Genomic DNA, 20,663 nt, shown 5'->3' with positions numbered 1-20,663 from the left:
ATGAACCTCTCGTTCCTGTTGTTTGCCAGTGTTTTTCTCTTGCTGATCGCACGTGTACGTGGGGTGACGGTGTTGCCAACCCGCCGTCAAACCTCAACAGGTACCAGAAGCGGGCTGATCGGGATCTGGTTTTGGGTATCGGTGGTATGGCCGGTCCTTTTCAAGGCGGTGTTAGGTAGCGTCCTTGCCCTATACCTTCCAGTTTCTGGCTCCGCGGTCTTCGTGATCTCCTACGTGCCTTCGATTGTCATCGGAATCGCGATTTTCATCGCCTCTCTCGGGTCCCGAGATTCATTCCCCTATATCCCCGCGATACTGGTCATGGCGGTGGCGATCATGCCGATCCTCATCTTCGGGGTCGTGGACATCGGTGTCGTCGGAGCGATATTCATGATTGTGCCTACGCTCCTGTGGTGCCGCGCGCTCTCGGTTGACGTACTGAACTGGCCCCGTCTTTGTTACCAGGGTCTGCTTGCGCTTTGTCTGAGCATGGCTGTGGTTTTCGTCGTCTGGCCTGAGGCTGTGGTCGAGACCTGTCGGTTGGACAAGTGCACTGTGGCGGGCCAAGTGCTCACGTCATCGATCACAGGCAATGGCAACTTCCTGGGGCTGTGTGTCGCACTGCTGAGCGTCGTTGCCGTGTATCGGCAACACTGGATCACAGTTGCGGCGGTTGGACTGGCGAGCCTCATCGTGATCGAAATTTCTGGCAGTCGAACAGCGATGATCGGTCTGGTTCTCGGCTACCTCGTAGTCCTCGGTATCGGAAACCGCATGTCGCGGGTTGTGGCTCTGGCAGCTGCGATGGTTGCGTTGGTGATTTCTTTTGTGCCAGTGTTCCGAGTTTACGGGCTCCGCGATTACACCTATCGCGGTGCTTTGTGGATGAGGGCGAAGGAGCTGATTTCGGAGAGTCCGAATGTTGGTCACGGCGCGAACTATTGGACGGAGCATAACGCGTATCGCTTCTCCTCCAACTATGCCGCGCACAACATTTGGTTAGAACTCGGCGTTGCCGTCGGGTTTCTCGGAATTGCCGTGCTTGTCGTCGCTGCGGCCTGGGCGTTGCTGACCACTGACGTGGAAAATCGATACTTGGCATGGGCGCTGATCGTAACTACGGTCGCTGTGGGATTTCTGGAGGCGCCCATCCAACCGTATCGAACCGGTCTGCTTCCCTTCCTGTGCCCTCTCATTCTTCTCTTGTGCTCCTCGGGTATGCGGAAAAGATCAGTTGATACTTCGGAGACGGAAGACCTTGCGATGGAAGATATTCGAAGCTCACATGTTGATGCCGGCCTGACGAGGGATGGTGCGCGATGAAAGTTCTGCATGTCACGGAAGCGCTCGGAGGAGGTGTAAGCACCGCGATATTGAACTATCAGGCGTTGACGCCAGAAATGCATCACTGCGTGATTGCTCGCGAACGGGCCGGGCAGAGCACATACAATTTCCCCTCCGAACTCAGCGTGACATTGGTACCTGGAAGTTTGGCCGCACTTTTGCTGTCCGCGATTCGTATGGTGCGCCGGGGAGATTTCGATGTTCTCCACCTGCATTCCAGTCTTGCCGGTCTCGCCCGGATCATCCCGGGGCACCGAGCTGGAATCGTATACACCCCACACTGTTACGCATTCGAGCGCACCGACGTCAGTCCCCTGGCGCGGGTACTCTACAAGTCCGTTGAGCGTGGGCTACTCTCGATTCGGCGTCAGTGCGTTGTTGCCGTGAGTGGACGAGAAGCCGAGTTGACTACGGAGTTGTCGAACTCCTCCACCTCCATCGTGGTCGGCAATGTATCCCCGACCGATCACGGCGCATATTTGCGCGCAAGCAGCCCTCGGACAGCGGAAGCATCGGCTGAAAGAAGCCGAGTAGTGATGGTGGGAAGGATATTTCCCCAAAAGGATCCCCAACTGTTCGCCGATATTGCAGCAAGGTTGTCGAGCAGGTTCGAGTTCGTGTGGGTAGGAGACGGCGAAGCCGGGTTGAAAGAAAGTCTCGTGGAATCCGGGGTTCGGGTGACGGGCTGGATTCCAGCTGAACAGGTGCTGGATGAAGTGCGCGCCAGTTCGCTGTATCTCCATACCGCGGCCTGGGAGGGCGCTCCGATTTCCGCTGCGGAAGCCGCCGCGGTCGGTGTCTCGGTGATCAGTCGTGACATCAAAAGTATGGTCTCGCTCGGCTATCCAGTCGCTGGCAATACTGCGGAGTCTCTGTCAATGGCCGTCACACATTACTTCGACTGCCTGGACTACCGAACGACTGTTCAAGCCAAGACACAATATTTCAACCGAACAGTGGACGTCATGAGTTCGCGTACAGCACTCATCGACGCCTATGCATTCGCGATAGGGGCTTCTCGATGACTTCATCGGTCACCGTCATTACCATCACCAGGAATGATCTTTCGGGGCTGGTCCGCACGATCGAGAGCGTCCGGGCTCAGAGTGCACAGGGAGTCGAACACATCGTGATCGATGGTGGTTCGACGGATGGAACTGTCGAATACCTTGATTCGTTGGGTGATTCGTTAGTGTGGAACACAGGCCTCGACAGCGGTCGCTATGACGCAATGAACATCGGTGCGGAACTGGCGAGTGGCGAGTTGCTGTGGTTCATGCACTCGTCCGACGTGTTCCATTCATGTGACGTTCTGGAGAGAGTCTCTCGAGATCATCAAGGAGGGGGCGTCTCTTGGCGGTGGGGTTACGGGCTGAGCAACATCCACGACTCCGGAAGTTCCATCGGAATCGGTGGCCGTATCCCGTTCAGTCTGTCCCGATTCGCGCTAGGTGGAAACATCATTCCCCATCAAGCATGTGTGATCGAGAAGTCGCTGCATGTTGAGATCGGCGGTTACGATACCGAATTCGGACTCAGTGCCGACCAACTGTATCTGTTGAAGATGGCGGTCCGATCGCAACCGCGCGTGTGGACCGAGTTCTTCTGTGACTTTGATTCGGCTGGCGCTGGTTCGGTGCGGGGCATGATGGATCATTACCGGGACATGCGGCGATCACGCGCCCTGACCGGAATTACAGTCTTCAGGGCGCAGTGGCTCGATTATGCGGTGTCCTTGGGGGTTGCGCTTCTCGCAAAAACCGACCGTGTTCAAAGACGAGTTCTAGCAGGGGTGACTCCTCGTGTCCGATGACTATTTGGAACCCACAACGCAATCAAGTGCGGAATTCGCAGTTGTCATACCAGCTTTCAACGCGGAAGCCACACTTTTGGCGTCAATCGAGAGCGCGCACAATGCGGGCGCTTCGGAAGTCATCGTGGTGGACGACGGATCCACAGACAGTACCGCCGCGTTATGTCGCGCCCACGATATACGTGTCCTGACGCAGCCAAATGCGGGTGCATACCTCGCGAGACGACGGGGGGCCACGCTCGTCACGGCACCGTACATCGTGTTCCTGGACGCGGATGATCTTCTGGTCGCACCCGGCATTCACGAGTCCTTGCGTATTCTCTCTGCACAGGCGGACTGCGCAGTCGTCGCTGGACGTGTGATGGCGAGTCTCCCACGTGGGCGTAGTCGGTTGAACAATCAGTCGTACTCCGAGATCAATACTCGAACCCTGTTGACACAAGGGTATGGTCCGTTTCCACCGGGAGCGGCGCTGGTTCGGCGTGCCGATTACGAAGCAGCGATTGCGCTGGACGTACCGGAGATCGTCGAGCGTTACGCCGACGACTACGAAATGTTCATTCGTCTATCCGTCGTCGGCCGAGTCGTTCAACACAACACCGTTTCCCTCGTGTATTCGATGTACGCAGGCAAATCCATTGGTTCTCCTGAGAAATCGCTGTTGTGCAAGGAATCGATCAGGGGGCACTACGCGCGACATCTGGGGATCCCAGTTCGGCTGATGAGCGCATCGGCGGTTGCCGCAGCTGCGAACGCACGCATGGGACGAGCGTCGTTCGCGCAAGGTTTGTACTGGCGGGGTTGCGTGAAGGTAGCAGTTGCCGCGTGCTACAAGGTACTCGCTCGGATCGGCGACAGCGGTCTGAAGCAGTCCACAATCGTGTCTGGCGCTGGAACCTCGGAGACACGAGGGTGAACACAGTGGTCAGCTCATACGTGAGGTCGGCGAAGTCGATCGACCTGGGCGGGACCGGGTTCTTTCGACTGGTAGGTCTGCTGGCCGGCGCTTGCGCGAACTTCGCCGTAATAGCAATTCTGTCTCGGGACTACGGCGTCGAGTACTACGCCTTCTATGCGCTGATGGCGTCCATGTTGAATCTACTTCCCTTCGCGGACTTCGGTATCGGCGCGACCATGGTGAACGCGACAGCAGATTACCGAAGTGGTGCACTCGATCGGATGTCGTTCCAATCCCATTTTCGGCGGGCGAGTCTGGTCACCGTTCTGGTATCCCTCGCTGTCGCAAGCCTCGCGTTCCTGTTCTATCAGATGGGGCTGTGGGTGCCAGTTCTAGGCGCAGTCGGTGAGATGGATCATGCGTCGGCGCTGGCCACAGTAGTGATTGTATCTGCGGCAGTTGGTATTCCATTGGGTTTGGGGTCACGCATCCTGCAGGGTTGCGGAAAGATGCGCGTTGTCGTTACCGCAGCGTTGATCGGTCCGATCATTCAACTGATCGTGATAGGGGTTTGTTGGACTACTCAGGCGCCGGCCTACCTGTTTGTTCTGGCACCGTGCGCAGGCTACCTCGCCGTCGGATTTCTTACCCTTGCTCTCGCGCTTCGATCGATTTCCGGCGATGAGGGTTCGTTGATCGGCTGGCGTCTTACAAGCCCGGTGCGAGTTCGCATAGCTGAAACGGCGGTTCCGTTTTTTCTCATATCGATCGGCATGGTTGTCGGGTTCCAGAGCCATAGGTTGCTGATCTCCACTTTTGGAACGGTCGAAGACGTCGCACAATATTCGGTGGTGGCGCAATTCGCTGGACCCCTGCTGGCTATCTTGGGAGTGATGGGCCAGAACTTGTGGTCAAGATATCGCGAGCGATACCGAATCGGGACACTTCGGGTGCGTGAATTCGCCCAGCATATAGTACTTCTCGGCACTGTGGGCGCCGTATTTGCGCTTGCTCTGGTCGTCATCAGCTATCCGGGAATTCGGTTTGTCTCGGGTGGAAGTCTTGTCGTCCCGCTGGCAACCGTTTTGGCCGGAAGTGTTTACATCCTTGTTGTTTCGGTGCATCAGCCGGCGGCGATGTTCCTCATGGACCCGCGAGGACTATGGTTGCAAGTCCTCTGTGTCTGGCTGAGCGGCCTCGTCGGAATGGTATTGGCAATATCCCTGATTCCTGAACTCGGAGCCGCCGCACTCTACTTGGGACTATCCGCAGGAATGGTTGTACTCCAGGTTATTCCGTGTATCTATATTTCGGTTCGGCGAATTTCAAGCATGGAGAAGGCGGTGGAGGCAGGCGTGACCGTGTGAATAGCTGCCCGAAAATCGTGAAGTCGCACATACATGAAGGAGAGAAATGAAGAAGGCACTGATCACAGGCATCACCGGTCAAGACGGCTCCTATCTCGCGGAGTTGTTGCTGGGCAAGGGATACGAGGTCCACGGACTTATTCGTAGATCGTCCACGTTCAATACAGCTCGAATCGATCACATGTATGTGGATCCCCACACGCCGGATGCAAAACTGTTCCTTCATTACGGAGATCTCAGCGACGGGGCGCGTTTGGTCACTCTTCTCGCACAGATACGCCCGGACGAGGTCTACAACCTCGCAGCGCAGTCCCATGTACGGGTAAGTTTCGACGAGCCCGAACATACCGGTGACACGACGGGAATCGGGTCGATCAGGCTGCTCGAAGCAGTCCGGATGGCTGGTCTCGAATGCAGGTTCTACCAGGCGTCCAGCTCCGAGATGTTCGGTGCGACACCGCCTCCGCAGGACGAGCAGACTCCCTTCTATCCGCGATCGCCGTACGGTGCGGCGAAGGTGTACTCGTACTGGATCACCAAGAACTACCGCGAGGCGTACGGGATCTTTGCCGTGAACGGAATTCTGTTCAACCACGAATCTCCGCGGCGAGGCGAAACATTCGTAACTCGCAAGATCACGCGAGCGGTGGCGCGGATCAAGGCCGGCCTGGAAAACGATTTGTACATGGGTAATCTCGATGCAATCCGCGACTGGGGCTACGCGCCGGAGTACGTGGAGGGAATGTGGAGGATGCTTCAGGCCGACGAGCCGGACGATTACGTGCTCGCGACAGGCGGTAACTACTCGGTCAAGGATTTCCTGACGGTGGCCTTCGAGCACGCGGGTCTGAACTGGGAAGATCATGTGCGCTTCGACGAGCGCTATCTGCGGCCGACGGAAGTAGACGCGTTGATCGGAGATGCAGGTAAGGCGGAGCAGAAGCTCGGCTGGAAGGCGACTGTACATACCCCCGAGCTGGCTCGAATCATGGTCGATGCGGACATAGAGGCTCTGAAGTGTGAGGGCAAGCCCTGGATCGACCGCCCGAACCTGGTGGATTGGGAGCATGCCCGATGACGGGGGAGTACGCGCAGAAGTCCCTCGATCGGAACGATGCGGTGTACGTCGCGGGCCATCGTGGACTCGTGGGTTCAGCGATCTGGCGTCGTTTGGAGGCCGACGGTTTCAATCGCCTTGTCGGTCGCACGTCCGCCGAACTCGATCTTCGCGACCGCGGTGCCGTGTTCGAGTTCTTCGCCGCCGAGAGGCCGAAGAACGTGGTCCTCGCGGCAGCCAAGGTGGGCGGGATACTGGCGAACAGCACACTGCCGGTGGACTTCATCTCCGACAACCTTCGCATCCAGGTGAACGTGATGGACGCGGCGGCCGAGTTCGACGTAGATCGCCTGCTGTTCCTCGGATCATCCTGCATCTACCCGAAATTCGCTCCTCAACCGATTCGCGAAGAATATTTGCTGACCGGTCATTTGGAACCGACGAACGATGCATATGCCATCGCCAAGATCGCGGGAATCCTGCAGGTACAGGCTGTTCGAAAGCAGTTCGGGCGTCCGTGGATCTCCGCGATGCCGACCAATCTCTACGGCCCGGGTGACAACTTCTCTGCCAAGGGCTCTCATGTGCTGCCAGCCCTCATCAGACGCTTCGACGAGGCGCGCCGTGATGGAGCTGCTTCAGTCGTGAACTGGGGCAGCGGGACGCCGAGGCGCGAGTTTCTCCACGTCGACGACATGGCGGATGCCTGCCTTCATTTGCTCGACCACTATGACGGAGCAGAACACGTCAATGTTGGTACAGGCGAGGACCAGAGCATCGCGGAGATCTCTGCGATCGTGGCGGACGAGATCGGGTTCGACGGCGAGATCGAATGGGATCATTCGAAACCTGACGGGACGCCGCGGAAGTTGCTTGACATCGGGAAGCTTCGAGATTTGGGGTGGCAGCCCAAGATTGATCTTCGTGCGGGGATCGCATCGACCGTGGAGTGGTATCGACAGAACGTCGATTCGATCAGGACATGAAGTACTACAGCATTATTCGACGTAAACTCGACTTCGACAGGCAGACATCGTTATGACTTCTCGTATTGCGGTATTCGGCACAGGCTACCTCGGGGCGACACACGCAGCTTGCATGGCCGAGTTGGGTCACGAGGTTCTCGGGGTGGATGTTGATCCGAACAAGCTCGCTATGCTCGAAGCTGGGGAGGTTCCTTTCTACGAACCGGGACTCGAGGAAGTACTGCGCCGCAACATAGCCGCGGGACGTCTTCGATTCACGGCTTCCTACGAGGAGGCCGCAGAGTTCGCCGACATCCACTTCCTCGGCGTCGGTACGCCGCAGAAGAAGGGGGAGTTTGCGGCCGACATGCGTTTTGTCGATTCGGTGATCGAGACACTCGCACCCCTCTTGACCAGGCCGACCGTAATCTTCGGGAAATCAACTGTGCCAGTCGGTACAGCAGAGCGATTGGGTGCGCGGGCACGGGAACTGGCGCCTGCCGGACAAGACGTGGAGGTGGCGTGGAACCCGGAATTTCTCCGGGAAGGCTACGCGGTGAAAGACACGCTTCACCCGGACCGGCTTGTGCTCGGGGTCGACCGCAATCGACCCGGACGTGCGGAATCGATTGCGCGTGAAGTGTACGAGCAACTCTTGAACGAAGGTATTCCCTTTGTTGTGACCGACCTTGCGACTTCGGAGTTGGTCAAAGCATCAGCCAATGCATTTCTGGCAACGAAGATCTCGTTCATCAATGCGATCTCGGAGGTGTGCGAGGCTTCAGGTGCGGATGTGACCGTTCTTGCCGATGCCATCGGCCATGACGAGAGAATTGGTAGGCGATTCCTCAACGCCGGAATCGGTTTCGGTGGGGGCTGCTTACCGAAGGACATTCGTGCTTTCATGGCACGTGCTGGTGAGCTGGGAGCAGATCAAGCACTCACATTCCTACGCGAAGTCGACAATATCAACATGCGTCGTCGTACTCGGATGGTCGAACTGGCTCGAGAAGTGTGTGGTTCTCTACTCGGAGCCAATGTGGCGGTTCTCGGTGCAGCCTTCAAGCCTGACTCTGACGACGTGCGCGACTCACCTGCGCTGAACGTTGCCGGGCAGATTCAGCTGCAAGGCGCTGCCGTCAATGTCTATGACCCGAAGGCGATGGGAAACTCGAAGGCGTTGTTCCCCACCCTCACTTACACTTCGAGCGCACTTGAAGCGTGTGCAGGCGCTGATGTCGTCTTGGTTCTGACCGAGTGGGCCGAGTTTCGAAAGTTGTTGCCGTCGGACCTCGAACCTGTCGTCCGCAAGAAGGTCATCATCGACGGACGTAACTGTCTGGAACCGACCACCTGGCGCGACGCAGGGTGGACCTACCGAGGTCTCGGAAGGCCGTAAACCGGTGAAACCTTCACGGAGGGTGGGTGTTGTAGGCATCGAGGGGAAGTGGCCGTGTGCCCGGGACCAAAGTCCGTCAGCGAGCGAGCTGTGGCCGGGGGAGATGCTGGGATAGCCGCTCGTGCATCACAGGGTGAGGGGCATGTTGCCTTGTTCGGTTGGTATGCATCAACTTCCGGCGGCAAGTTGCGTAGTTGGTCGTCGACGGACGTTGGTCCTACGGCCCGCTGTGGTATGTGACCCTTTCATGGTCGGCACAGTCGACTGACGATGTCTAGGAAGTTTCGAGGCTCCGTTGCGGTGGTGAAAAGACCAATGACGCAGTAGAGTTCAGCCTGACTGCACGTTGTGTCTGCTCTGCGCGATGTGTGAGTGGGCCCGATGTCAGTGTCGCGGGTTTGTCAGTGTCGCGTGTTCGCCACTTCCCGATCATGCATCGGCCAGGAAGTGAGATGTGTGAGATGCCGTGAAGGCCTCTCCCCCCTGGCTGTTTCGGCAAATACCTCGCGCTGTGACGCAGGGACACGCGATAGAAGATTGGCTGCCTCGTTCAGCCTGCATTGAGTGCAGCGGCTCGACAGCGGCTGTCGATTACTACTCGAAGACGTGATACGTGTTCGAGCCGAAGGAGATTCGACGATGGATGTACGGGACTACCTGAAGATTTTGCAGGCACGGTGGAAGATAGTCGCTGTCGTCACTGTGGTCGTGATCTTGGGCGCATTGGGCGCCTCGTTGATTGCCACGCCGATCTACCAGGCTTCCACGCGCCTGTTCGTGTCGACTTCTACCGGAACAACCGTGAACGAGGCTTACCAAGGTAACCAGCTCTCACAGCAGTTGGTCACTTCCTACGCCAAGCTCCTTACCGGCGAGACACTGGCACAGAGAACGATCGATTCAGTCGGGCCCGATCGACTCGGCGGGCTTTCCGCTGCGGAGATTTCGTCCAAGGTGACCGCCACATCGGCGCCGGATACAGTACTGCTCGATTTGAGCGTGCAAGATGCGTCGCCTGAACTGGCACGTGAAATCGCAAATGCGCTCTCGGACGAGTTTGTCGTGATGGTCAAAGATCTGGGTACGCCCGCAAATGGTGGCACAGCACCTGCGCGCGTCGTTGTCGAACAGCGAGCACAAACTCCCGCGGAACCGGTGTCGCCGAAGACTTCGCGGAACGTGGCGCTCGGTGCCGCGATCGGGCTTCTGCTGGGGATCGGGTTGGCTGTGGTGCGTGATCGCCTGGACAACACCGTCAAAGAGCGCAAGGTGGTCGAAGACATCGCCGGCGCGGCGATGGTGGGAACAATTCCGTTCGACAAGGAACGCGAAGTTCATCAAGCGATCAACTTCCACGAGGGCAACTCCGCAAGTGCCGAGGCGTACCGCGAGCTGCGAACCAATCTGCAGTTCCTGGCCGTGGATCGCCCACCGAGTGTCATCGTCGTTACGAGTTCTCTTCCCTCCGAGGGAAAGACCACGACTGCGGTGAACATCGCACTCGTGTTGGCCGAGGCAGGCAAGAAGGTGTGTCTCGTCGAAGGTGACCTCCGTAAGCCTCGCGTTTCGAAGTATCTGGGACTTATCGGAAGCGTTGGTCTGAGCTCGGTCCTGGCCGGGCAAGCAGATCTCGACGACGTACTTCAAGTCACGAGCAATGCTGACCTGACGGTTCTTGCCTCAGGTCCGATTCCCCCGAACCCGAGCGAACTTCTGGGCACTGACACTGCCCATGCGGTCTTTACCGATCTCCGCAGAAGGTTCGACTACGTCATCATCGACGCCTCGCCGTTGCTTCCGGTTACGGATGCTGCAGTTCTTTCAGCGCTGGCGGACGGCGCGCTAGTGATTGCTCGTCACGGCACGACGAAGAGGGAACAGCTGAGCAGGGCGGTCGGCAATCTCCACAGTGTGGGCGCGACGATTCTCGGTACTGTCATCACGATGACCCCGCTGAACGGTCGTGGTGTCTACGAGTACAAGTACTACTACGATTCCGATCCGGTTGTCGCTGACGTGGCCGTGGAAGGGTCCGTGGACAGCAATCCAGTCGGCGAACGAAAGGTCACGTCGACAGTCATCTGACCTGGTCGTACTTTAAAATCCCGACGCCTCATAGGGCCCTCGAGCAAAGCTCGGGGGCCCTTCTCTGTGTGGTGAATCGGACGCAATCTCCAGTCGGGTCCTCTGAGTCTGCGACGCGCACTGCCGGAATGCAGATTCATCGGCCGTCGCAGTAATCGGGTAGGCACGGGCATGCGGGATGTGACGCTGCGGTCTGAGCTGTCCCTGCTTGACCGGTGCCTCTATGACTGTCGATCTGGTTGCGACCGACGAGGCCTTGTGGGCGTCTCGGTTGGAATCGCGTAGCGAGTGTGGCGGACCGCAGGCGGACCAGCCCGATTCGGCCTCGAGAGTTTCGCAACGCCTAGATGTCGATCTGGCATCCCTCGATGGATTTGGACAGCGGGTGCGGGGGTTGTCGGCCAGCTGCGACTCAGCATGAACGAGTTCTTGGCCGATGTCGGTGGTCATATCGGCCACGGGGTCCGTCGGTCGGAGGGCCGGAAAGGGATAGCGTCGACTGCTCTGGGTGAGGCGCTCGCGTATGTCGGCGACCCGGTGGGGCTCAGTCGCGTCCTGGTTACCTGCGACGAAAGGAACCCGGTTTCGCGTAAGGCAATCGAAGCGTGCGGGGGTTTACTCGAGAGCGTGCGCCCAGCTGATCAGTTGTCCCGCAATGTCGGTTGTTCGAGAGACACGCTCCGCTACTGGGTGCGAACGAGCGTGTCGAGCGTCCGTTGACCCTACACGGCCACACACGTTTGCCATGGCCATAGCCATAGCCATCGGTAGCAGTCGCCCCGCTTTGCAGCCGAGCGGCTGCGCAACTCGCATGTCCCTAATTGGGCTGTGCTGCAACTATTTCAGGACCTCACAGGCGATCGCTGGCGGTCCACACTCCTCCTTTTGCATGTCTGAATTCTCGGTGTCGCCCGATCGTAGGTTCGCGCAATGCCGGCCAGGAGTAGGTAAGACGCCCAGAGGCGAAGTGTCGAACAATCGTCCAGGGCTGAGTCGACGCTGAGCGCATCAAAGTATGGATTGCAGAGTGTTTACCAACCGCGTGCTGGTTTCCGTCCAAACGCGGAGCCCAAATGGGCTAGGCGATGAAAACTATAGGTACGCAATGGTAATGGTGAGCAATGTTCACTCCTTCTTGTCAGAGGGTGAATAACTGACGTCAATGCTGGCGTCGGGAAGAACTTCGGAAAGCGCTATTGCCACGCTGTCCGGAATGTGGCAAACTCCTCACTGGTACTGACCAGCTAGCCGAAGAGTTGCCAAGATGTGAGTCCTGGCAATATCGAGGCCGGCGACGTCAGCGGGCGAGGAGAAATCGCCGATCGTCCTGTGTTTGGGTTGTTAGTGGACTCTGCTTCAATCACGGGGTGTGAGCTGCGGCAATGCCGCAATAATCGACAGTTGGGCCGAGGCCTGACAATAGTCGCCGGGTTAACTGCAAGGCGCACGTAATGCGACCATACGCACTGAACGCAGCAATGCGGAGCAGTTGCTTCGCTGTCGAAGTTTCGGGAATCGGCAAGGCGGTCCGATGGACCTCGGCCGGTGAACATCTTCAGGCCGAATTCTGTGCATGGGGAAAGGTTTCTGAACACATGACGGTTCTCGAGATGGCCGCGCCCACGAAAGAGCGGCCACAACAACACCGACGAGTAACGCCGGAGAGGGCCGGTGGAGTTTCCGCACGCAGGAAATGGCAATCTGCGTATCTTCGTCGTCTGGCGATCACCGACACGATCATCGTTGCGGCAGTTGTGTTTCTGGCTCAATGGTGGCGATTCGGTAGCGACGCGGATGTCGTCGACGGTGAAGCATTCGGCCATTTCAGCTACACCGCACTGTCTTTCGCCCTGATTATCGGCTGGTTTGCCGTACTGAGGGTATTTCGGACCAGATCTCCTCGTGTGATCGGAAGCGGCCCTGAAGAGTACCGATTGATCGCTGTCGGAACGCTCCGCCTGTTCGGACTGATTGCGATCGCCAGCCTTCTCCTTCACCTGGAGATCGCGCGCCTGTACCTTGCCGTGGCGTTTCCGATGGGATTGACCGCCTTGATCGCGAGTCGTTGGATCTGGCGACGGGTGATTGCTCGTGAGCGAGCCCGAGGTGAATTTCGAACTGCCGTACTTGTGGTCGGTGTGCGAGGGGCGGTTGTCGATCTTGCACGCAACCTCGAGCGCGACGATGCCCATGGATACCGAGTTGTCGGAGTCTGCGTACCCGGCTACGGAGGAGACGTGGGCGAAGTTGTCACAGTGAACGGTCGGGACATTCCGGTGCTCGGAGACGAGCACAGTGTCACCGACGCACTCGAACAGGTCGGTGCCGACACGGTGGCGGTGACGGCGTCGGAGCGACTCGGACCGGAAGGGCTGCGCAAGCTGGCCTGGGATCTCGAGCGCGATCATGTGGACCTTGTTGTCGCACCGGGGATTCTGGATGTGTCCGGGCCGAGGCTCTCGATGCGCCCGGTCGCAGGATTTCCGCTGATTCATGTCGAGCGTCCGCGCTATCACGGCGCACAGAAGTTCTCGAAGACGACCTTCGACGTTGCTTTCGCGGCGCTCGTGCTGGCCGTGATCAGTCCGGTGCTTCTGGCGGCTGCGATCGCCGTCAAGTTCACGAGCAAGGGTCCGGTTATGTACAAGTCGGAGCGGATGGGGTTGGACGGTCAGCCGTTCCCCATGCTCAAGTTCCGCTCGATGGTCCAGAATGCGGATTCACAGGTCACGGCACTGATGAAGGAGAACGAAGGCGCCGGAGTGCTTTTCAAGATGCGAGACGATCCGCGTGTGACGACGGTAGGTCGATTCATGCGCCGATACTCGATCGACGAGTTGCCCCAGTTCGTCAATGTCCTCCGGCGAGAGATGAGTGTTGTAGGACCGCGGCCACCGCTTCGGCGCGAGGTCGAGATGTACGACGACGCGGTCAGTCGTCGGCTACTGGTCAAGCCCGGTGTCACCGGCCTGTGGCAGGTCAGTGGACGTTCTGATCTTTCGTGGGAAGACACTGTCCGCCTGGACCTTTCCTACGTCGACAACTGGTCGATGATGGGTGACGTCATGATCGTCGCGAAGACGCTCAAGGCGGTGGTGGGAAGTGATGGCGCCTACTGACAAGAAGGCGGTACCGGCGCCTTGCGAAAATGAGGCGCCGAACAATCCGCTGATCTTGCGAACGGCATTGGTGATCGCGGTCATCGGCGCGAGCGGAGCCTTTCAGGCGTACACGCAGAGGACAGCGCTCGGATCGTTGCTCGTACACGGTTCGGCCGTTCTTTCGGCGACACTTGCGTTGGTCTACTTCCTCGACCGGCGATACTCACGCAATACGACGTGGCCTGTCTTCACGCTTATGATCTCGGCCGGCGTCCCGGCAACCAGCTGGTACTGGTCGACACTGCCCCGGAACTCCGCCGTCGCCGGCATCGTCGTCGTGTGCCTGGCGATCACGGGAATCATCGTCGCCCGTGAGTTGACCTTCGCGGTGCGAGTGCGGACTGTTGCCCTCACCTTGCTGGTACTTCTCGTGCTGTCGCTGATGGTCGTGTTCCTCGATCCTTCGACTGGCATCGACGTGGACACCCGCGCCGTTGCTTATCGCGGAATCTTCACGCACAAAAACACTTTGGGACGAATGGCTGCCATCGAAGTTGTACTTGTCGGTGTCATGCTCATGCTTCCCGACATCAAGCGTATTCCGTGGGTGGCGGCGCTTGCTGTCGCCGGCATCGTGTTGTTCGAGGCCCGGAGCCAGACCGGTCTCGTCGCTGCGGGGATTGCGCTGGCGACAATGCTTGCTCTGAGGTGCTTTCGACGGACACCGAACGCTCACCTCGCCTCGACTGTGATCATCGGCCTGTACCTCGGGGTGTCCGGCGCGATGAAGGTGCTCGGACCCGATGTCGCGGCGCTACTCTCGCGAGATGTCACGCTGACCGGCCGGTTACATCTCTGGACGGTATCCGACTACTACGCCGAACAGCGGCCTCTGCTCGGATGGGGCTTCGGCTCGGTGTGGGCGCCGGACAGTGCAGTGGGGCAGATGATTCGGTCAAAGCTGTCCTTTCCGGCGACCAGCGCACACAACGGAATGCTCGACATTCGGCTGCAGATCGGTTGGATCGGATTCCTGCTGCTGTTGGCCGGCTATTACCTGCTTCTGAGCACGGTGCTCGGGCGAGCCCGCAGCAGAACGGAGTACATCGCCGTCGTCGCGATCATGGTTCTCGTCTTCTCGATGGACTTGACGGAGTCGACGCTCTTCTTCGGCGCCATGTGGCTGATCGCATGGGTCTTCCTGGCGCCGTACGGACCCTCGACCCACCGCTCCCACAGTGCGGGCAACGCCGAGTTGTCGATCCGTGGCGTTCGTGCCGACAAGAACGACGCGTACAGGTTCGCTCCGGAGCGAAGAGGAGGTCACTGAGATGTACAAGTCGTTCGATGTAGCGCGTTCGAAGCCTGAAGTGAACCCGACGTCCGTCGGTGGATTCACGCCGCCGAAAGCCTTGATGTTCCATGCGATCTATCGGAATCCGGGTGGTGAGGAGCAGAGCTTCGCCAACGAATCCAAGCTCCTGAAATCGATCGGATACGAGACGGTTCAGTGCACCACCGAGAATTCCAAGATCTCCCGGGGACCGTGGGCGGCAGTCACCGCAGTGTTCAGTCCTCGCGTACTCGTCGATGCGTTGCGCATCATCCGTTCGGAGCGCCCCGACGTCATCTACGTGAACAATCTCTGGCCGGCGTTCTCGGCTTCGTTGCTCGTGGCCGCAAGAGCCGCCGCAATTCCTACGTTGCAGGCGGTTCGGAACTATCGCCTCGCCACACCGTCAGCCAAGTTGCGCGCAGATGGCACGTGCACCGAATGCGGTTCCACCAAATACTTCACGAGTTGTGTCCGCAACGGATGCTACGGAAACAGCCGACTGCAGAGCCTTGTCTGCTACCTGAGCGCTACGGCGGTCAAGCTGAGCGTCTTTGGGTGGAAGCAGCACAGGTTCGTCGCAACGAGCGCGATGACAGCACGTCTGGTCGAAGGACGACTGATCAGTTCTGGCCGCGTCGTGGTTCGTCCGAACTTCGGATTCGAAGAAAATGAACCCGAGTTTCGGAGCACTGATTCGGTTGTGTGCGTCAGCCGACTGACACCGGAGAAGGGCGTCCTGGATTTGGTGCGCAACTGGCCGCAGGGCGCTGGAAGTACCTCGCTCACAGTTCTCGGTGACGGACCGCAGTACGGCGAGATCTCCAGCATAAGCGCAGCTCTCGACAACGTCACGCTGGCCGGATTCACTTCGCACGAAGATGTGATCGAGATACTTCGCGACAGTGCGGCGTCCGTGGTGCCGTCTCAATGGGCAGAACCGTTCGGACGCGTTGCGATCGAATCGATGTCGGTTGGCACCCCGGTCATCTACGCAACCAACGGTGCACTCGCGGACATCGTCGGACCGGGCGGAACGCCTCTCCATACCTTGGAAGAGTCGTCGATACGCGAGGCCCTCGATCGAATCTTCGGAGCGGACGATCGATCGGCGATACGCAGATCCGCTTATCGTCACTACTCGAATCGCTTCACATCGCGCAAAGCGGCGACGTCGATGCGTGAGCTCATCGACGAGGTGAGATCGTGAAAGATCGCACTCGGCATGTGACATTCATGGCCGATCAAGGGCTTTCGAGCGTCCTCACTTTTGTCGTTCTCACCTCGGTGGCACGACTCGGTGGTCCGATCGAAGTCGGCCAGATTGCCGTGATTCAATCGGCGGGTCTGTTGGCACTGGCACTGGGGAGAGCGATCGGCGTCGACGTCTGGCTGTCGCGAGGGGCGGGGTCCGACGAGCGTGGACCGGCGTTGGCGCCCACGATCGTGCTGGCGGCGGTATCGGTGACATCGGTGTGGGCACTGTTCCTGATCGCCGGCTCGGACTCGATGAATCTCACGGTATACGCCTTGGCTGCAGCTGGTTTCGTGGTTTTGGACGTGATACGCACGATGCTGATGCACGACGGAGCGAGTTGGATCTCTGCGTCGATACAGATCGTGACACTCTCGTTCGTCCTTATTGCAGCTTTCCTGGTCGAGAATCTGACACTTGCACTCGTGACCTATACGGTCGGTGTCTTCGTCGCGCTCGCTCTCGGTCACGCATCCATGCGTCTGGTACCGCCGGTACCGTCGATCAGGTACTCGCGCACTCACCGATATAGATCCGTGCCGTTTGCGATCGAGATATTGATGGGATCAGCTGCGCAGCAGGCGATGTTCTTGATACTCACTGTGGTGGCGTCGATCTCGATGATCGGTGAGATCAGAACTGCCCAGACACTGCTCGGTCCGCTGTCCTTGATGTTCGCGGGCATCTCGCCAATTCTGATGCGTAAGTTCGGCAGTGGTGTCGAAGCGATGAGCCCGAGCGAGTGCATGGCACTCGGCCGCCGAGTGGGCTTGCAGATCTTCTGGGTTTCGATCATCTGCGTTTCGCTGATCTGTCTCACGCTCGAGATTCGATTCTCGGGAGTGCGATTGATGGATCATCTGGTCGGGCCGCACTTTCCGAACTTGATACCGGTCATTCTGCTGTGCGGGTTAGCGGTGGCGTTCAACGGGATTCTGCTGGGAGTCGGCACGTCGATCCGCGTCGTGGACAAGACGGGAAACCTCAACAGATTTCGCGCCTTGCTGTTACCTCTGCAGTTTCTGATCGTTCTCGGGGCGGGACTGACCGACAGCGCCGTACCCGTCGCAGGAGCATTGGCCGCGTCGGCGTGCGTCAGCGCGAGCGTCGCACTTCTGGTTTCGATGAACCGTGACGCCCGACCGAAAGTTGACCTCTCATGAAGAATCCCAGCGGCGTCGTAGTGGCGATTCTGACCTTCCGTCGTGAATCGGAACTGGCTGTCTGCATCGACAGCGTCCGGGCATCGATCCAGGATTCCGGTGCCTCCGCCCAGGTCGTAGTAGGCGACAACGATCCGGAATCCACCACGCCGACGTATGTTGCCGACGGGATCGAACGACTGCATCTCGGATTCGGCGGGGTATCTCCGGCGCGACGTGCGCTCGTCGATCTCGCCCGTGCACGAGATCGTCGTTACATCGTCTTCGTCGACGACGACGAGTACGTCGATGTCGACTGGCTGTCGAATCTCCTCACCTGCGCAGCAGATTTCGACGCAGGTGCTGTGGCCGGTCCTGTGATTCCGGTGGGTCTGCCTGCCTCGGAACTTCCATTGCACACTCGCGTTCGCCATTCGACCGGCACCCCGGTTGCGTCTGCAGGCGCTGGAAATCTGTTGTTGGACCTGAAGGCTTTGAACGGCTTGAACTTCAGTGACGACTGGGATCTACCTGGCGGCGAGGACACCGAGTTCACGCTCAGGATGAGCGCCGGCGGTGTCCGGTTGTTGTGGTGCGACGAGGCGCTTGCGTACGAACCCGTAGGCGAGGATCGGCGTCGGGATTCCTGGCTCTTCGCCCGGTATGTCAACAACGGACGAATCCTCGCGGTCTGTCAGGGACAGCTCGAGCTGCCACTGTTGGCGGCTCAGAGTGCCAAACGCGCTCTGCTCGTACTCGCGTCGGCGACGTTGATCCCCGTTGCCTTGATCAGTCCACGGATCAAGCGCGTGGTTCTCGACAACGGTGCACGCAACATCGGTTGGTTCTCAGAGCGATTCAGCCGCAGCGATTCTCGGACGCCGCGCGCACAGAGGCTGGTGGTAGCGCGATGACACGGTTGTTGATGACGGCATACGCCTGCGATCCGAATCAGGGGAGTGAATCCGGTGCGGGTTGGGCGCTTCTCTCGGCGGCTTCCGAACTGTGTGAGTCGATCACGGTGGTGACTCGCTCCGGTGAGGCTCCCGCATTGGAATCAGAGTGTGAACAGCTCGGTTGCGAAGTTCGTGTCGTGCGAATAGCGACTTTGCCCGCGGAAGAAGCCGGATCGTACGGTCGATACCTCCGATGGCTCTGGCACACTTCACTGTTCGTTCGGCGTGAAGCGGCAAACTTCGACGTCCTGCATCATGCAACGTTCGCCTCCGACTGGTTGCCCCCACCGGTGCTGTTCGGTGGAGCCGGCGGAGTACGACTGGTATGGGGGCCTGCCGGGGGCAACACCTACCCGCCGATGCCGCTCGCCAGGCGCATCGGTATGCGGTACCTGGCAACCACGGCAGTTCGGACCTGCTCCACGAAAGCCGTTCGGTCACTGACACACATCTTCATGTCCGGACGAGTCGACACTTTCATCGCGATGAACTCCGACAGCGGACGAGGCGCACCGCGGGCACGCAATGTCGTCGTCCAACCCAATTGTGTTCTGGACTACGACGGAATCGAGAAGCAAGCGGTACCCAGACCGAAACGAAGACTCTTGTTCGTAGGAAGACTGTTGCAATACAAAGGAATCGACCTGATTCTGGATGCGCTCGAGCAGCTGGGCACCGATTGGTCCATGACCTTTGTCGGGGAGGGACCCGCCCGCGGGCGGATCGAGAAGTCGCTTCCGTATCGGCGCGGTCAGGTCACGCTTCGCGGATGGCGCGACAGATCGGAAGTGGTAAGCGAGATGGGGGCCTCCTCCGCTCTGCTCTTCCCGAGCATGCACGATTCGGGCGGCTGGGTGGCGGCCGAAGCGGCTGCGGTGGGCCTGCCGGTGGTCTGTTTGGATCTCGGCGGTGTGCCGACACTGGCAGGTAGGAACGCCGTGACGATCCAGGTTGCTCCGGCGTCGACTCTCTCCTCTCGTATCGCTCGATCGATTGTCGAGACCGAGCTTTCTCTCTTTGAACCGCAACGTGATTGGACTCGGTCCCGGTTGACATCGGTCTTGTCGCGCAGCTACGGCCAGTGCAATGAACGTCGACATACGAACTCGGAAAAGTGGTGAGACAGATGAGCAGTCCGTTCGAGGTCATCGAGGTGGGTGGCATTCCGTTTGCCGCGACCAATCTCGAGAGAGCTACCGATTGGGTAGTCAACGACAGACGAGAGGGAGCAGGAACCGGAGTCTCCGTGAGGTTGTCGAATTCCTACTGCGTGTCGGCGGCGCACAGTGATCGCGACTACTCCGCGGTTTTGAAGGGTCCGGGTGTGAACTTCGCAGACGGAACCCCGGTCAGCTGGGTGATGCGCCTGATCGGCGGCACCGCCGATCACGTCGGTGTTCGACCAGTCCGGGGTCCGTCGTTCTTCGAGGCCACCCTGGACAAGGGACGCCGCTACAGCCTTCGTCACCATTTTGTCGGCACGACAGAAGAGACGTTGAATCTCTTGACGGATCGAGTCGAGGAGTTATACCCGGGAATCAAGGTGGCCGGCACATATGCCCCGCCGTTTGCCGCGTTCAGCAAGGAGTTCGTCGACGACATCATCACGAAGGTCGATCCGACGTCACCGGACATCGTGTGGGTCGGTCTGGGTGCGCCGAAGCAGGACTTTGTCACGAAGGCGATAGCGGATCGAACCGACTACGTGGCCGTCGGTGTCGGCGCGGCCTTCGACTTCTTGGCCGGAACTGTTTCGGAGGCGCCATCTTTCGTCCAGAACTCGGGTTTCGAGTGGTTGTATCGACTTGTATCCGAACCCAAACGTCTGTGGCGGCGCTACCTGTTCGGTAACTCGACATTCGTACGGCTGGCATCACGTGACATACGAAAAGTCTTCGGCCGTTTGGGGGGACGCGCATGAGCGAGATCAAGACTGCCGAGCGATTCG

At 59.0% G+C, this 20,663-nt stretch carries 17 protein-coding genes and 1 pseudogene; all 18 read left to right on the top strand.

Going from position 1 to position 20,663, the window contains the following annotated elements:
• The 18 genes and pseudogenes from AC1Q6C_RS19110 to AC1Q6C_RS19025 all read left to right on the top strand — a co-directional run bounded on the left by AC1Q6C_RS19110 (position 1) and on the right by AC1Q6C_RS19025 (position 20,636).
• Entirely contained in the window at positions 1-1,323 is a 1,323-nt protein-coding gene (locus AC1Q6C_RS19110) for an O-antigen ligase family protein (protein ID WP_007726610.1), read from the top strand.
• The gene (locus AC1Q6C_RS19105; protein WP_007726612.1) at positions 1,320-2,369 is read left to right on the top strand and encodes a glycosyltransferase; all 1,050 of its coding nucleotides are present in this window, start codon (positions 1,320-1,322) and stop codon (positions 2,367-2,369) included. The genes AC1Q6C_RS19110 and AC1Q6C_RS19105 overlap by 4 nt, the downstream gene beginning before the upstream one ends.
• A pseudogene (locus AC1Q6C_RS19100) lies at positions 2,366-2,656 on the top strand (glycosyltransferase); the annotation flags it as partial. The gene AC1Q6C_RS19105 and the pseudogene AC1Q6C_RS19100, both read left to right, overlap by 4 nt.
• Positions 2,657-2,824: 168 nt before the next feature.
• Positions 2,825-3,157 carry a glycosyltransferase family protein gene (locus tag AC1Q6C_RS19095; RefSeq protein WP_228232624.1) on the top strand — a complete coding sequence of 111 codons (333 nt, stop codon included), beginning with the start codon at positions 2,825-2,827 and terminating at the stop codon, positions 3,155-3,157.
• Positions 3,147-4,073 (top strand): glycosyltransferase family 2 protein, encoded by a 927-nt coding sequence (locus AC1Q6C_RS19090; RefSeq protein WP_007726615.1) that lies wholly within the window; start codon positions 3,147-3,149, stop codon positions 4,071-4,073. The genes AC1Q6C_RS19095 and AC1Q6C_RS19090 overlap by 11 nt, the downstream gene beginning before the upstream one ends.
• A 164-nt stretch (positions 4,074-4,237) precedes the next feature.
• Entirely contained in the window at positions 4,238-5,422 is a 1,185-nt protein-coding gene (locus AC1Q6C_RS19085) for a polysaccharide biosynthesis protein (RefSeq protein WP_228401970.1), read from the top strand.
• Positions 5,423-5,468: 46 nt separating this feature from the next.
• Positions 5,469-6,500, top strand: a complete 1,032-nt coding sequence (gene gmd / locus AC1Q6C_RS19080; RefSeq protein ID WP_003943737.1) for a GDP-mannose 4,6-dehydratase — start codon at positions 5,469-5,471, stop codon at positions 6,498-6,500.
• The gene (locus AC1Q6C_RS19075; protein ID WP_054826879.1) at positions 6,497-7,465 is read left to right on the top strand and encodes a GDP-L-fucose synthase family protein; all 969 of its coding nucleotides are present in this window, start codon (positions 6,497-6,499) and stop codon (positions 7,463-7,465) included. Before gmd ends, AC1Q6C_RS19075 begins: the two co-directional genes overlap by 4 nt.
• A gap of 52 nt (positions 7,466-7,517) precedes the next feature.
• Entirely contained in the window at positions 7,518-8,843 is a 1,326-nt protein-coding gene (locus AC1Q6C_RS19070; protein ID WP_230359579.1) for a UDP-glucose dehydrogenase family protein, read from the top strand.
• Between the two features lie 639 nt (positions 8,844-9,482).
• Entirely contained in the window at positions 9,483-10,928 is a 1,446-nt protein-coding gene (locus tag AC1Q6C_RS19065) for a tyrosine-protein kinase domain-containing protein (protein ID WP_007726623.1), read from the top strand.
• A gap of 417 nt (positions 10,929-11,345) precedes the next feature.
• On the top strand, positions 11,346-11,648 hold the full coding sequence (locus AC1Q6C_RS19060) for a GNAT family N-acetyltransferase (RefSeq protein WP_230359580.1): 303 nt from the start codon (positions 11,346-11,348) through the stop codon (positions 11,646-11,648).
• Positions 11,649-12,523: 875 nt separating this feature from the next.
• The gene (locus tag AC1Q6C_RS19055) at positions 12,524-14,047 is read left to right on the top strand and encodes a sugar transferase (protein WP_230359581.1); all 1,524 of its coding nucleotides are present in this window, start codon (positions 12,524-12,526) and stop codon (positions 14,045-14,047) included.
• Entirely contained in the window at positions 14,034-15,359 is a 1,326-nt protein-coding gene (locus tag AC1Q6C_RS19050; RefSeq protein WP_230359582.1) for an O-antigen ligase family protein, read from the top strand. Before AC1Q6C_RS19055 ends, AC1Q6C_RS19050 begins: the two co-directional genes overlap by 14 nt.
• Before the next feature lies 1 nt (position 15,360).
• Positions 15,361-16,572 (top strand): glycosyltransferase family 4 protein, encoded by a 1,212-nt coding sequence (locus tag AC1Q6C_RS19045; RefSeq protein ID WP_065352053.1) that lies wholly within the window; start codon positions 15,361-15,363, stop codon positions 16,570-16,572.
• Positions 16,569-17,780 (top strand): MATE family efflux transporter, encoded by a 1,212-nt coding sequence (locus tag AC1Q6C_RS19040; protein WP_003943723.1) that lies wholly within the window; start codon positions 16,569-16,571, stop codon positions 17,778-17,780. Before AC1Q6C_RS19045 ends, AC1Q6C_RS19040 begins: the two co-directional genes overlap by 4 nt.
• Positions 17,777-18,673 carry a glycosyltransferase family 2 protein gene (locus AC1Q6C_RS19035; protein WP_230359583.1) on the top strand — a complete coding sequence of 299 codons (897 nt, stop codon included), beginning with the start codon at positions 17,777-17,779 and terminating at the stop codon, positions 18,671-18,673. The genes AC1Q6C_RS19040 and AC1Q6C_RS19035 overlap by 4 nt, the downstream gene beginning before the upstream one ends.
• Positions 18,670-19,836 (top strand): glycosyltransferase family 4 protein, encoded by a 1,167-nt coding sequence (locus AC1Q6C_RS19030; protein WP_003943636.1) that lies wholly within the window; start codon positions 18,670-18,672, stop codon positions 19,834-19,836. Before AC1Q6C_RS19035 ends, AC1Q6C_RS19030 begins: the two co-directional genes overlap by 4 nt.
• Before the next feature lie 5 nt (positions 19,837-19,841).
• Positions 19,842-20,636, top strand: a complete 795-nt coding sequence (locus AC1Q6C_RS19025; protein WP_003943701.1) for a WecB/TagA/CpsF family glycosyltransferase — start codon at positions 19,842-19,844, stop codon at positions 20,634-20,636.
• Positions 20,637-20,663 lie beyond the last annotated feature (27 nt).

It is taken from the genome of Rhodococcus sp. MT28, from assembly GCF_058792695.1.
This window is presented reverse-complemented; position numbering and strand designations above follow the sequence as displayed.

What these genes read in the sequence shown, in the direction of transcription:
- AC1Q6C_RS19110 (WP_007726610.1), top strand. Translation starts at nt 1, where the DNA reads ATGAACCTCTCGTTCCTGTTGTTTGCCAGTGTTTTTCTCTTGCTGATC.
- AC1Q6C_RS19105 (WP_007726612.1), top strand. Translation starts at nt 1,320, where the DNA reads ATGAAAGTTCTGCATGTCACGGAAGCGCTCGGAGGAGGTGTAAGCACC.
- AC1Q6C_RS19085 (WP_228401970.1), top strand. Translation starts at nt 4,238, where the DNA reads ATGGCGTCCATGTTGAATCTACTTCCCTTCGCGGACTTCGGTATCGGC.
- gmd (WP_003943737.1), top strand. Translation starts at nt 5,469, where the DNA reads ATGAAGAAGGCACTGATCACAGGCATCACCGGTCAAGACGGCTCCTAT.
- AC1Q6C_RS19075 (WP_054826879.1), top strand. Translation starts at nt 6,497, where the DNA reads ATGACGGGGGAGTACGCGCAGAAGTCCCTCGATCGGAACGATGCGGTG.
- AC1Q6C_RS19070 (WP_230359579.1), top strand. Translation starts at nt 7,518, where the DNA reads ATGACTTCTCGTATTGCGGTATTCGGCACAGGCTACCTCGGGGCGACA.
- AC1Q6C_RS19065 (WP_007726623.1), top strand. Translation starts at nt 9,483, where the DNA reads ATGGATGTACGGGACTACCTGAAGATTTTGCAGGCACGGTGGAAGATA.
- AC1Q6C_RS19060 (WP_230359580.1), top strand. Translation starts at nt 11,346, where the DNA reads ATGAACGAGTTCTTGGCCGATGTCGGTGGTCATATCGGCCACGGGGTC.
- AC1Q6C_RS19055 (WP_230359581.1), top strand. Translation starts at nt 12,524, where the DNA reads ATGACGGTTCTCGAGATGGCCGCGCCCACGAAAGAGCGGCCACAACAA.
- AC1Q6C_RS19050 (WP_230359582.1), top strand. Translation starts at nt 14,034, where the DNA reads ATGGCGCCTACTGACAAGAAGGCGGTACCGGCGCCTTGCGAAAATGAG.
- AC1Q6C_RS19045 (WP_065352053.1), top strand. Translation starts at nt 15,361, where the DNA reads ATGTACAAGTCGTTCGATGTAGCGCGTTCGAAGCCTGAAGTGAACCCG.
- AC1Q6C_RS19035 (WP_230359583.1), top strand. Translation starts at nt 17,777, where the DNA reads ATGAAGAATCCCAGCGGCGTCGTAGTGGCGATTCTGACCTTCCGTCGT.
- AC1Q6C_RS19030 (WP_003943636.1), top strand. Translation starts at nt 18,670, where the DNA reads ATGACACGGTTGTTGATGACGGCATACGCCTGCGATCCGAATCAGGGG.
- AC1Q6C_RS19025 (WP_003943701.1), top strand. Translation starts at nt 19,842, where the DNA reads ATGAGCAGTCCGTTCGAGGTCATCGAGGTGGGTGGCATTCCGTTTGCC.